The following is a 12966-nucleotide window of genomic DNA, read 5'->3' on the forward strand; positions in this document are numbered from 1 at the left end:
CACAGGAATTGGGGCAGTCTAGCCCCTCGAGAACGAGGGCATGCGATCGATGTTGATTGCTTGGGGAGTTGAACCCGGTTCCCAACGGTAACATCACCCTCATGGATGTTCGCCGTTTTGACTGCCGAGTTGGCCGTGATTGCAAACGACCAGCCATTCGCTGGCTCAATACTGGACATACATTCTATCAATTTTATTAAACATTGCTGACCAATTATACCATGACTGCCTCCGCGGTTGATGGTCAGGTGGACGCCCTACAGGTCGTCTACCGCTATTCAATACTTGCGGCGGCATGAGTGATCGGGAGGAGATCCATATGAAACTTACAACCGTGGCCAGCGCGGCGCTAATGCTGTGCGCGTCTATGACGTTTGCACAAGAGAACCCACAAGGTGGCCGACCACCGGGTGGTCCAGGTGGACCACCACCTCCGGGTATTCTAGGCACGATCAACATGGCGCGTGCTGGCCTGCTTGCACCGTACTTTTCGGATGCGCAGTACGGGATTCAGCAGGGACGTCTTGGTGCATCGCGTGTGCGGATTGGCCAAGTTCTGTCGGGCAACGTGCCTGCCAATGGCATCAAAGAGGGGGGTCGCTCTTTGATCCTTGGGTTTGGGGCATCAACGATGTTGCCAGACCAAAGTTCTTTTTTGACGTTTTCATTGCCCGTTGCAATCGTAGATGAAGCGCCAAACCAGATCGCGGCAAGCACCGAATATCCGGCATTTCGACTGGCGTATCAGAAGTTTACTGGTCCAAACACGATGTTTGGTGCGTCTTTGACTTATGTTGACTTTGATGTTCGGACCTTCCGGCCGAACGGTGATCGGATTGGACGCGTTCAAAGGCCAGCCCTCGACTTCCGCTTGGACTACCTGACCAAGCTGAATGACAATTGGGGTGTTGCTGGTCGTGCGACCTATTCAATCGGCGAGTCGACCACTAATGTTTTCGGCCCCGGGCTTGAACAGACGCAGCGTGATGATCGGCTCTATCTGCAGGCCGATCTGGTCGGCAACTTTCGCCACAGCGACCTGTCGTTTGTTCCTGAAGACTGGGTCCTGCATCCAAGGGTTGGAGCTTCATTTTTGCGCTCAACGCTTGAGGAAACTCAAAACAACTTCGGCGGAACACGCAGCGGCGTTTTTGGCTCCACGGAAGAATCCGGTTCAATCTGGGCGATGGCTGACCTCGTCAAAGAAGTACGCCCCGGTGGCGGTTGGGCCCCCAGCTTCAGGCTTGGCGTCGAACATGTCTACCAGGACGATTTAGACAACTTTATTGACGAAAATACCTACCTGATAGGGGGCATTGGCGCTTCTCTCACTTCAAAAGATGGGAATAGGTTTCAGGTTGGCTATGAACGGCGGCAAGGTCTGAATGGAAACCGAACACAGGATACTTTGGTCGTCGCATACGGGATCACATTCTGAATACGACCACGCTTCGGTGAAACAGCAAAGGTCCGCTATTTTGGCGGGCCTTTATTACGTTAGTCACGACAGAATTAGACCACTTAGTTCGGTGCGCTTGTAATCTATATCTTTGCGCGCTACCCCTTAAAATCAAGGAGATGATGCACATGATAGACGCCGACAGCCCAATTTTAATGTTGCGACTTTTGCGGTCTGCATATTGGTTTGACGAAGGTCTACGCCGTGCTACCAAAGCTGAAGGCGGGGCAAATTTTCCGCGGGCTCAGGCCTTGGTGGTTTTGAATGTCACGCTTGGTATGCGAAAGCCGCAGGAACTTTCTGACGCAATGGGAATTTCCCGTCAGGCCATCGGTCGTTTGATCGGAGATCTCGTCGAGGCAGGCGCTTTGGTGGTCAAACCAGATCCCGACGATGGGCGCGCGACCATTGTCGAAATTGACCCAAGTGCAGAAGATCAGATGCGCAATACACTTCGTCACGCACAACGCTTGGAGAAAAAACTTGGCGATATCATCGGCGCTGATCGTCTGGCCGTTCTGCGCGCGGCTCTTGCCGAAGATTGGGGCGAACCTGACCTTCCTTGACCCATAGAAAAGCGGCGCCGCTTGGACGCCATCATTTCTTTTTAGAAACGAAGTTGCAGCTGCTAGCCTAGCAGTTGTTCTTTGTGATCGGCGAGCCAATTTCGCAGAGAATTCGGTTTGCGGCCGATAGTACGTTCGACAAAGTCGTTGAGGGCCCAGACCTCCTCATTTGCGCCCTCATACGACAGGAACGCCCAAAGAGCGGGGGCGAATGGCCCCATCATGGGGGAGTATTGCGCCATGAAGTCTTCACGGCTGCCGTGGTACGTGATCTCTTCACCAAACACTTCGGACATGATCGGCGCGACTTCGCTATAGCGATAGAGGTCTTGCCCGTTGTTGAGCGTATGGAACTGGCCGATGTGTTTGGCATTGTCGGATAGCAACAAGCGTCCAGCCGTTTCAGCGATATCGAGCGGGTCGATATAGGGTACTTTGCGATTGTTCCAGATCAGCTTGCGATCATTGCGAATGCCTGGCGCCATCATCGTCAGGAAGTTGTCCATGAAAGTCGCACCAAAATTCATAATGGTTACCGGTAGTCCGCTTGCGTAGAGCAAGTTCTTTGCATGGTGATGCTGCACGAACGGGTCGCCGGGGATTTCCCGCAACGCTTGTGGGACACGGTGAATGTTGGCTTCGGGCATTAGGCCTGTGGTGCGCAGCAGGTGCACGATGGTGCCGGATTTCTTGACGGCCGAAATCAAGTTTTCCGTCACAACAGTTTCGTCCAATCCGGGCGGGGCGTTTACGAACATCCCTTCGATCCCGTCGACGGCCGCATCCATGGAAGCCGCATCAAAGTAGTTCGCAACAATGACTTCGGCGTTTGGGAATTTTTCCTGAAGCGCAGGGACTTTGTCTGCTTTGCTGGACACCAGTCGCAGCTTAACCTGAGGCGCTTCTTTGGTGAGGAATGCGGCGAGTGGCGAACCGATGTGATTGGCCGCGCCAAAGATCAGCACGCTTTCGGGTATTTTCTTGATGGTCATTTGGTCATCTCCGGTATTCAAGTACGCCGAAGCGGCGTCGGCCGCCTCAGGCTGAGATCTGTTTAGTCTTTGCGCGCGACAGCAGCTGTCTTCGCGGCCCCTTTGGTACCGGATTTGAGAACGAAGTTCACAAATGGACGCGTCTTGTCTGAGAACAGGATCTTGCGGATGAAGGGCATCATATTCCCGCCCGGCAAAGCCTTTGGTGGGATGTAGAAACTTGCATCTGCGTTCCAATTTGGATCGATGCTGTTCTTGATCCGGCGCATCCAGACGCCTTCTTTCGATTTGGTTTGGAACAGATCAACGATTGGGCCACCGATAAGCGCACGCATGCCAAGATGGCGTTCATCCATCCGGTGCAGGTGGCGCAGGAACGATCCAATCGCCATGCCGGTGCCTTCTGGCTTTTTGTGGCCAGGCATCATCACGTGTTCCGTCCACAGCTGGCGGTTTTCGTGGACCCAAGCCCAATGACTTTCAACATCAGCGGTACACATCAAATCACTGCTCTTGTCGGCTTCGACAAGCTCTTCTGCCAATTCAAGTGCTTTGGGCCAGAGGTTCCACGAGTCGTTGATGCCAAAGCTGGTGGCACCCCCGCCACCCTGACGGGATACGCGTGCCACGTATTGCGAGGTGACAAGCCCGCGCATCAATTGCTTTTCGTGATCTGGGTCGAGCTCCAAGAACCGACCCCCGGTTTCTTCGACCACCTTTTTAACGAGTTTTTCCTGATAGGCCGCTTGAGCTGCAGAATGCGCCTGCGTCATGATCTGCGTGCCGTGGCGGTTTTCGTCATGTGCGATTTCGGGCAACGTGCCTGCTTCTTTCTGTTCAACGAAGTCTTCATTCGTTGGTGTCAGAACAAGGCCGTAAGCTGTCGCGGACAGGCGCAGGAAGGCGAAAAGCTGACCAGACCGGCTGAGGCGTTGGGCACATTCCGCGACCTTTTCAGGCGCGTCCCAAACAGGGGCGTAGAAGCGTGCGTAGTTTGACGGTTCAATCCCGGCTTGTGGGAAGACACCTGTCAGCTTCATTTCTTTGTCGCCGGCCCATGGGTGCAATTTGTACCCGATGCGGGTGAAGATACCCAATGCCCCATGCGCGCCCATATAGCCGCGGATCATGCCGCGGAACCCGATGCCGGGGCCCTCTTCTGAGAACCAGTTGTCTTCGCCGGTTGTACCGATGCGCACGATCTCACCCTCTGGCGTGACCCACTCAAGCCCAAGGATGTTGCGGGCATTCGTTCCGGTGGATGCACCGGAGCTGCCGATGCCCAGCATCGATGTTGCGGACGCCAAAGGGGAGTGCCCTGCTCCGGCCCCGACGACGTGGCAGGTCAGGCCGACTTTCATCGCCTCTGCCATCAAACGACCGGCAGTCGCATAGGGTTGGATGACCGCCATAGAGTTCTTGCGGTCGATCTTTTCGATCTTATCCATGCGGACAAGGTCGATCATGACAGCGCCTTGCATCTGCGGAAGGTGCATTGCCCCGTTGCCAGAACTAAGCGGCCGGAACTTGAGCCCATGTGCGTTACAGGCCCGCACGATTGCGGCTACTTCTTCCGTGCTACCGGGAAGCACGACCGCAGCGGGCCAGAATTTCAGCTTTGGCCCGGGCATGCCCCCGACCCCACCGTTCCAGGCATAGCTGGCTAGGGTCGCAAGATCGGTGGCGACGTTTTCTGCACCGACGGCCTTTTGAAGCGTCTCTAAGGCATCTGATTTGATCTTCATGATCTTACTCCCCCGGCGCCTGAGTGAATTCCAGAAGGCTGGACACTTTGATGTCCATGCCTTCTTTGTCCGCGACGTCTTGAAGGTGGCAGGCGCAGTCCGCACAGCTGGTGACCATGGTCTTGGCCCCTGTCGATAGCGCCTCGGTCAAGCGGTCCTTTGCGGCTGAGGCTGCGAAGTCCGGATTGAAATCCTTGGCCCCAGCGTTCAAACCGCAGCAATAGCTGGTCTCACGGAGGCGTGGCATTTCAACGATCTTTGCCCCTGTGGCTTCGACCACCTTGCGCGGCGCGTCATAGACGCCATCATTGCCAAACCTGTGCTTCACATCGCGCTGTTCGCGCACCCAGATGCTGCCCATGACAGTTTCATGTTCGCCATTCCATGGCACATAGGGCTCGCTAAGGCGCCCCAATTTGCAGGTATCGTGGTAGGTTACGGTCTCAGTGCTTTTGGCCTTTGGCTTTGCGTTTTCGGCCATCCATTCGGACGCGTGGATCACCTCAATCCCAGCTAGGTCGACGCCTAGGCGCGGGGCGTAATTGCGCAGGGCCATAAAGACCGCGTCGCTTTGCGTCAGGACCCGGCGCGCGCCGCTGGCTTTGATCCGGCCCACCAAATCAGTCGCGAGCGCTTTGGCCTGCGCAACATCACCAAGCTCATAGGCAAGACCTCCGCAGTCAACCTCGTTCGCACCAAGGATCGCGTAGTCTGCTTTCGCAGCGTCCAACAACCCAACCAAACTGGTCAGCTGGGGCCATTGGGACTGTTCAAACGCGGCCTCCCCGACGACCAATATCATATCCCCCGTTGATGGCTCTGCGCTCAATCCTGTCGCCCATACACCGCGATCCTGAGTGCTGCCCTGCGGGTTTCCAGTTGATTTGAGGTTGTCTAAAAGCGCCGATAACGCAGCCGGTAACTTACCATCCTTGAAGATACGCGCGCGCAGCTCGTAGATCGTCTCCATCGGTTCGACCAGATCAGACAGGTTTGCGGAACACCCGGTGCCGCATCCACCACAGGCAGAACAGGCATAGACAGTGTCCAGCATCTTGTCATCGTATTCGACAACATCATGCATCAAACCAAAAGCGGTGATGACCTTGCCGCCGCCAGAATATGAATGGAATTTGCCATAGCGGATGCTTGGACAGATATGGCCAAATTCTTCGGTGTTCATGCTCGGCACCCATTTGCAAAATGAGCAGCGCATGCAGTTTTTCATCGAAAGTTCGCGATCTTGCAGAGTCATATCTGCCCTCCCAAGTTCTTAGGTTTTGTTCAGAGACCAAGCCGACCGGGATGCAAAATCCCGTCGGGGTCGAACATTGATTTACAGTGGCGCAGATAGGGTACGAGCTCTGGGTTTTTCTCGTAGGCCATGTCTGTCCAATCGCCATAAGGGCGGCTGTAAAATCCACCGGCGTCGCATGTGGCCTGCGCCAGTTCAACAACGAAAGCGTCGGCTTTGCCGGCGTTGCCCGCATCGGTCAGCAGCATGATTTCAATGCTGCAATTCCGGCCCTGCAACCTTGGCTGAATGTAGGTGGCCAGATCGTTGGGGTTCACGCCGTGCTTGCCCGCCAGGTCCCTTGCGATTTTGACGAAACCCGGCGTGCGATCCGCCTGCGTCAGGAACACGACGGAACGGTGACCGCCTGTTGGGCCATCGCGATAATCGCCTGTCGGTAGATTGGCATGGGCGGCGATCACATCACTGGCGGCGAAGCCTGAAAGCTCTACCACTGGTTTGACGCCTGCATTGTTGGTGATGTCATTCAGGTCGCTGACTTCGAATGCCACGCGGTCTTCTGACAGGTCACAATTGGCGCTGAAGTTCGCGAAGAGAACCCATTCTGGCAAGGCCGCAGCATCAATGGATTTGCCACAAGCCTTTGCGACGGTTGCCAAATGCGTCTTGTTCGACAGGAATATTTCGCTTCCGATCCGGCGGTAGTTCAGTTCTGCCATGACAGAGATCAGTTTGTCTTGATCATTGTCGGCGATGAAAAAGCTTTGTTCTGCCACTGGAATGCGGTCACAGAAGATCGCGGACCAGGTGAGAACGCCCAGCGTTCCTTGCGACCCTTGCATTACGCGTAGGAAGTCGGTGCCGACGGGGCCCGTCGCGGTCATATAGCGCAGGCCGGATTTCCAGTGCTCTTCCATGGACCCTTGGTTTGCGGCGTTCCCGGTATAAAACCGCTCGCCCGAACCAAAGATGATCTGTGCGGAGCCCATTGGGTCAAGCACGTCCCATTGTTCTCGTGTGATTGTGAGAGGTTCGCGTTCGATATAGCTGGCAAGAACCGATTTCCCGGCTGCTGGGAGAAGCGGTTTCATGGCGCGCAAGCCTTGCGGGGCCAGGACCTTGTCGACGTCCGCGAAGGTGACGCCCGCTTCGATGATGGCAACACCGTCGTCTGGGTCAACATGGAACACTTTGTTCATGTCGCTAAGATCCATCAGGACGTCGATTGTCCCCAGATCGGCCAGAGGTGCGTTGGACTGAGCGGAAGAGCTGGATGTGCCCAGTTTCACACTTTTGCCACGCGCCCAGTTCACCATGACTTCGATGTCTTCTGGTGTCTTTGGATTAACGACGGCTTGTCCGACACGAGCAACGGATACCGCCAATGGCACATCGGATAGCTCGGCCATTGAAAGGCGGTCTTGTTCTATTGCTTTGAGCAACTGATTCTCCTCCCAGATGTTCAAATTTGATAATCGTTTATATCCACTCAACCCACTTTTAGTCAACATTGTTGCCTATTATTTACCAAGATTCAGTGTTTATATCAAGTTTTATGAAAAAATGTTGCGTAACAAGAAGAAACGCGGGCCACTTAGGTGACCCGCGCATAACATTCGTAGCCCGAAGGCATAGATCGGTTGCCCTTACTTGAAGGCCTCAACCTGCATGATCATTTCGTCGATCAGCGGCTTACCACCTGGGAATGCTTGCTCAAAGCTTTCGCGAATATCACCGCCTACGCCTGCGATAATTCCGTCGATTTCGTCTTGTGACATTTCATGGAAGGTGTGCCCTTCTAGGCCCCTTGCCATCTCCATGGCACCGTTTGACCACTCATCCATAAAGACACCGAATTCACGCGTGTCTTCGCATGTGGAATGCGCGTCCAATGCTGCCCGTGCCTCATCTGACAATGCTTCGTAGTCAGATTTCGCCATAAAGACCGCACCAAGCATACCACCCAGCGGGGCGGCATAGTGGTGGTTCAGCACGTCACCCAACTGGAAAGCCGGGAAAGCAGAGAACGGGATAATCATGCCATCTGCCGCGCCACGCTGCAGTGACTCGTACGCTTCGGTCACATTTACAGAGATTGGCGTGGCTTCGTTGCCTAAGGTGATCTCAACCGCAGACGACGATGGCGCGATGATGGTCAGGTCCTTCATGCCGGCCAAACCGTCAGTGAGTTCACGGTCTACCGTGTGAAGCGCTGAGTTCCCGAAGAACCCAAAGAGCAGCGGGTGCAGGTCTTCGTAGTCTGCGCCGAACGCGCCATTTTCATGCATCGCGCAGGCAGCTTGCGCGCCCTGCTCAGATGTTTGGATAAAGAATGGAATTGAGAACGCGAGCGAGTTGGTGAACTTGCCCGGGTTAAAGACGCTACCGCTCCACGCGATATCGACAACGCCGTCGATGACGCGGTCATAAGCGTTAACCTGGTTGGCAAGGGTTGGCCCGTGGCGCAGTTGGATTTCGACCGCCCCGTTTGCAGTTGCGTTTACTTTTTCAACCCACTGCTCAAAGAAGCGGTTGATTGGCACTGGCGCTGGATTTGTGCTGGCAAAAACCAGTGTTTCGGCGTGTGCTGGTGCCAGCGAAGCCGTTAGTGCAAGCGCAGCTGCGCCAAGGGTCCTAAGCGATTTCATACGAGTCCTCCCAAACTTCGAAATACCTCTAGAGCTATCTCATAAAGTGCAAAAAGGAATTCAGAAAATTGATCTTATCAACCACCAACATTGATCCCGTGAATTCATGACACCCACCAGCGCCTCGGCCAGCCAGCTCCAGGCATTCATCTAATCAATGCATCAGATTTCAGAAAGAAATTTTTCAAATACATTGCCGCGGTCTAAAACCCGGCCACCGGGGGCACTCCCCAAAATAACAACCCTGCGGAGCCGCACATATGTTCAGATATTTTCCGACAAATTACGTCTGGGACCTTTCCGTCAATCTGGCGATCGAAATGGGTGCCAAGATGGGCGAGATCGAAGAAATGTGCGCCCCGCTGGCGGAGGCTGCAACGAAGAAAGATGCAGAGGGCACCGCTGCGTTTCGTCAAACCTGGGTGACAATGGCCGACAAGCTGTGCGGTCTGGCAAGAGACGATGAGGCTTTGGGCCGCATGATCTCGGCGGGTGACAAGTACCTGCGCGCCGCCGTTTACATGGGCACCGCCGAACGTCTGCTGGCACACGGTTCCGATGGCCGGGTCGCTTTGTATGAGCGGATGCAGGAAACGTTTTATTCCGGCCTGAAGCTCAGCGGATCGAAAGCGACCCGCGTTGAAATTCCCTATGGCGACAGCTTTCTGAGTGGCATCTTTTACCCTGCCGACAATATCGAAGGGCCGCAGCCCGTTTTGGTCCAGGTCAACGGCCTCGATAGCATCAAAGAGATGGTTTACATGGTCGGCGGCCCCCGCTGGCTGGCCGCGCGCGGCGTTGCGTCCTTGGTCATTGACCAGCCCGGCACCGGTGATGCGCTGCGCCTCCGAAATCTGACCGCGCGCTACGACAGCGAGCATTGGGCCTCGGCCGTCGTGGATTACCTTGAAACGCGCGACGATGTGGATGCCAAGCGTATCGGCCTGCACGGCGTCAGCCTTGGTGGATACTACTGCCCGCGCGCCGTCGCCTTTGAACCCCGCTTTGCATGCGGTGTCATCTGGGGTGCAAACCACGACTGGCGCGACGTACAAAAGCGCCGCAAAGAAGCCGAGGGCGATTTCCCAGTGCCGCATTATTGGAGCCATGTTCGCTGGGTCTTTGGCGCGGAAACGGACGAAGAGTTTATGGAGATGTCCGAAAACATGCATCTGCACGGAGTGCTGGATCGCATCAAAGTGCCGTTCCTTGTTACACACGGCGAAAAAGACAGCCAAATCCCACTGAAATGGGCCCATGCGACCTATGATCAGTTGGTCAACAGCCCCAACCGCGAGCTTAAGATCTTCGATGCGCGTACGGGAGGCGTACAACACTCAAGTTTCGATAACTCTGCAAACGCCGGGGCGTATATCGCCGACTGGGTTGCAGAACAACTTGGGGGACGTGTGGAGGCGTAACTTCACATTTGCCGTGTCTTTGGGAGGAGCACAGATGCTGTCACATCTTGGAAATGCCATGTCGGTCGCCGCTGAGAAGTTTGGCGAAAAGGAAGCTTTGGTTTTTGAAGGCCAAAGTCTCAGCTTTAACCGTCTAAACGATCTGGTCGAACGCATGGCTGCGGGGCTTGCAGCGCAAGGGGTCGCCAAGGGCGATGTCGTCACGCTCTATAGCTCAAATTGCTGGGAATGGATCGTCAGCTATTACGCCATTGCGCGCTGTGGTGGCATCATCAACCCCGTCAACACAATGCTGACCGCGCCCGAGCTGGGATATGTGGTCAAAGACTGCGGCGTGCAGGTTGTGATTTGTTCATCCGACAAGATCGACGTGATCAAACCCTTGCTCGGCGAAATCAAAGCCGCGATCTGTTTCGGCGATGGCGCGTTCGAAGGCGTCACAAGGTTCGATGATCTGTTGAACACAGACCACCCTAAGCTGCCCGCAATCGATATTGACCCAGAGGCCTGTTCCACCATTTGCTACACCTCTGGCACGACCGGTCACCCGAAAGGCGCCAAGCAATCGCACAAAGCGGTTATCCTGAACGGGGCGATGACATCGCAAATGCAAATGCGCGGCAGCGATGACGTGATCCTAAGCGCCCTGCCCTGCCCGCATGTCTATGCCAATGCCGTGATGTCGGGCATGACCATGTTTGGTGCCAAGCTGGTGCTGCACAAGACCTTTGATCCCGATGTGTTCCTGTCCGATGTCGCGAAACACGGCGTGACCATCATCGACGGCGTGCCAACCATGTATATGTACATGCTGACGGCGCAATCGCTGGCCAGCACGGATCTCAGCAGCCTCCGGCGTTGCTATGTTGGCGGGCAGACCATGCCCGTCACGACCATGAAAGCGGTGGAAGAAAAATTCGGCGTTCCCCTGATAGAGCTTTGGGGGATGACCGAAATCGCCGGTCTGGGCTCGACCCATCCGCTTTATGGGAAGAACAAGCATGGCTCTATCGGCTGCGCGATGCCTTATTGCGAATTGCGGATTGCGGATGCCGAAGATCCGTCAATCACGATGCCACGCGGCGAGGTTGGCGAGCTGATGGTGCGCGGACCGATCACGATGATTGGGTATTACGGCGACGACCAGAAGACGGCAGAGACGCTCGAAGCGGATGGATGGCTGCATTCCGGCGATCTGGCCAGCATGGACGAAGACGGCTGCGTTTGGATTGTGGACCGCAAGAAGGACATGATCCTGACCGGCGGGTACAACGTTTACCCAGCGGAAATTGAGCGCGTTTTGGCAGGACATCCCGACGTCGCCCTATCTGCCGTTGGCAGGCTCGCTGACGAGGTAAAAGGCGAGATCGCGAAAGCCTATGTGGTGCTGAAAGATGGCGCCACCGGCGATGCAGATGCGATGATCGCGTTCTGCAAAGAAAACCTGTCGGCCTACAAATGCCCACGCGCCATTCAGTTCGTGGACGACCTGCCCAAGACCAGCACCGGCAAGATCATGCGTCGCGAGCTTCATAGATTGGACAAACCATGAGCAATCCGCTGATCGGCTTCCAAATCGATCCATCTGACTTGAAATACGTCGGTCACGATCTCGCCCGGCCCGAGTGCATCTTGGCCGAGCGGGACGGTACCCTGTGGTCCGCGGATGCGCGCGGCGGTGTGATGCGAATTGATCCGGATGGCACGCAAGAACTGATCTTGCAAAAAGGCATAGAGACCGACACGACAACGCCGCTGGCTGAGCGGGTCATCAAGGGTATCGGCACCCTGCCCAACGGTCTGGCATTTGACGAGAACGGCGATTTCTACATCGCGAATTTCGGTACTGACCGGGTCGAGCATATGACCCGTGCCGGCGACACCAAAATCTTGATCGACAACATTGATGGTCAACCTTTTGGCAAAGCCAACTTTGTCACCCGCGACAGCAAGGGCCGGCTTTGGCTGACAGTCACAACCACAATGAATCCTTGGACAGATCACGTGAAAACCATGTCGCGCGACGGCTATATCGCCCTGATCGACGACAAGGGCGTGCGCATCGTGGCCGACAATCTATGTGGAACGAACGAGCTACGTTTCGATCCCAAGGAAGAGTTCCTCTATGTCGCCGAGACCTCGGCCCGCAACGTCACTCGGTTCCGGGTGGACGGCGACACTCTGGTCGATCGCGAGATCTATGGGCCGACGAATATCGGCGGTTTCTGTGACGGCATCGCCTTTGACGCTTTTGGCAATCTGTGGAGCACGCTGATCACCGCTGACCGTCTGGTCGCAATCACCCCGGATGGTGATCTGCTGACCATTCTGGATGCGGGCGGCGACAAGGATGCCCTGGCGATTATGGATGCCGCCTGGGCCGATAAAACGCTGACGCCCGATATGATGGTTGCCGCTGGCGGGTCGATCTGTCCTTGGATGGCATCGGTCACCTTTGGCGGACCCGATCTGAAGACCGTCTATCTTGGCTCGCTGCGCGGCGACACCATTCCGTATTTTCAAAGCCCCATTGCTGGGCAGCCGCTTCTTGGCTGGTAGGAGGATCCCATGATTATCGAAGTCGCCCATGTGAAGATCAAAGACGGTCACAACGCAGATTTTGAGGCTGCCGTCGAACAGGCCGTCGAGGTATTCAAGCGCGTGCCAGAATGTCGGGGTCTGCATCTGCAGCACTGCATTGAAGCACCAGATGAATACCAAGTCGTGATCCGCTGGGACACGCTGGAAGCCCATACCGTGACCTTCCGCGAAGGCCCCCTGTTTCAGGAATGGCGCGCCCTGGTGGGCCCATTCTTCGACGGAGCCCCACAAGTCCAGCACTTTGAAATCGCTATGCCGCTGGTGGAACTCTAGGAGCCT

11 protein-coding genes are annotated in these 12966 nt (G+C 55.6%); 6 read left to right on the forward strand and 5 right to left on the reverse strand.

Annotation, left to right across the window (positions count from 1 at the left end; all coding sequences use genetic code 11):
• Nucleotides 1-319: 319 nt before the first annotated feature.
• The gene (locus tag ACEWZM_RS02125; protein WP_414004872.1) at nucleotides 320-1438 is read left to right on the forward strand and encodes a hypothetical protein; all 1119 of its coding nucleotides are present in this window, start codon (nucleotides 320-322) and stop codon (nucleotides 1436-1438) included.
• Nucleotides 1439-1587: 149 nt separating this feature from the next.
• The gene (locus ACEWZM_RS02130) at nucleotides 1588-2025 is read left to right on the forward strand and encodes a MarR family winged helix-turn-helix transcriptional regulator (protein ID WP_414004873.1); all 438 of its coding nucleotides are present in this window, start codon (nucleotides 1588-1590) and stop codon (nucleotides 2023-2025) included.
• A gap of 62 nt (nucleotides 2026-2087) precedes the next feature.
• Here the strand turns inward: ACEWZM_RS02130 and ACEWZM_RS02135 are convergent, their stop codons facing one another.
• The 5 genes from ACEWZM_RS02135 to dctP form a co-directional block, all read right to left on the reverse strand.
• On the reverse strand, nucleotides 2088-3017 hold the full coding sequence (locus tag ACEWZM_RS02135) for an NmrA family NAD(P)-binding protein (protein ID WP_414004874.1): 930 nt from the start codon (nucleotides 3015-3017) through the stop codon (nucleotides 2088-2090).
• Between the two features lie 62 nt (nucleotides 3018-3079).
• Nucleotides 3080-4762 (reverse strand): FAD-binding oxidoreductase, encoded by a 1683-nt coding sequence (locus tag ACEWZM_RS02140; protein WP_414004875.1) that lies wholly within the window; start codon nucleotides 4760-4762, stop codon nucleotides 3080-3082.
• A 4-nt stretch (nucleotides 4763-4766) separates the two neighbouring features.
• On the reverse strand, nucleotides 4767-6017 hold the full coding sequence (locus ACEWZM_RS02145; RefSeq protein WP_414004876.1) for a (Fe-S)-binding protein: 1251 nt from the start codon (nucleotides 6015-6017) through the stop codon (nucleotides 4767-4769).
• Between the two features lie 29 nt (nucleotides 6018-6046).
• Entirely contained in the window at nucleotides 6047-7459 is a 1413-nt protein-coding gene (locus tag ACEWZM_RS02150) for an FAD-binding oxidoreductase (RefSeq protein ID WP_414004877.1), read from the reverse strand.
• A 204-nt stretch (nucleotides 7460-7663) separates the two neighbouring features.
• Nucleotides 7664-8665, reverse strand: coding sequence for a TRAP transporter substrate-binding protein DctP (gene dctP / locus ACEWZM_RS02155; protein WP_414004878.1), 1002 nt, complete (start codon nucleotides 8663-8665; stop codon nucleotides 7664-7666).
• Between the two features lie 260 nt (nucleotides 8666-8925).
• Here dctP and ACEWZM_RS02160 point away from each other — a divergent pair, with 260 nt between their 5' ends.
• The 4 genes from ACEWZM_RS02160 to ACEWZM_RS02175 are packed head-to-tail and all read left to right on the forward strand — an operon-like array spanning nucleotide 8926 to nucleotide 12960.
• Complete coding sequence (locus tag ACEWZM_RS02160) at nucleotides 8926-10086, forward strand: alpha/beta hydrolase family protein (RefSeq protein WP_414004879.1); 1161 nt, start codon at nucleotides 8926-8928, stop codon at nucleotides 10084-10086.
• Between the two features lie 34 nt (nucleotides 10087-10120).
• Nucleotides 10121-11638, forward strand: a complete 1518-nt coding sequence (locus tag ACEWZM_RS02165; RefSeq protein ID WP_414004880.1) for a class I adenylate-forming enzyme family protein — start codon at nucleotides 10121-10123, stop codon at nucleotides 11636-11638.
• Nucleotides 11635-12645, forward strand: coding sequence for an SMP-30/gluconolactonase/LRE family protein (locus ACEWZM_RS02170; RefSeq protein ID WP_414004881.1), 1011 nt, complete (start codon nucleotides 11635-11637; stop codon nucleotides 12643-12645). The genes ACEWZM_RS02165 and ACEWZM_RS02170 overlap by 4 nt, the downstream gene beginning before the upstream one ends.
• Before the next feature lie 9 nt (nucleotides 12646-12654).
• Nucleotides 12655-12960, forward strand: a complete 306-nt coding sequence (locus ACEWZM_RS02175) for an antibiotic biosynthesis monooxygenase family protein (protein WP_414004882.1) — start codon at nucleotides 12655-12657, stop codon at nucleotides 12958-12960.
• The last annotated feature ends 6 nt before the right edge of the window (nucleotides 12961-12966 follow it).

Source organism: Phaeobacter cretensis (genome assembly GCF_047372505.1).
GTDB classification, from domain to species: domain Bacteria; phylum Pseudomonadota; class Alphaproteobacteria; order Rhodobacterales; family Rhodobacteraceae; genus Phaeobacter; species Phaeobacter cretensis.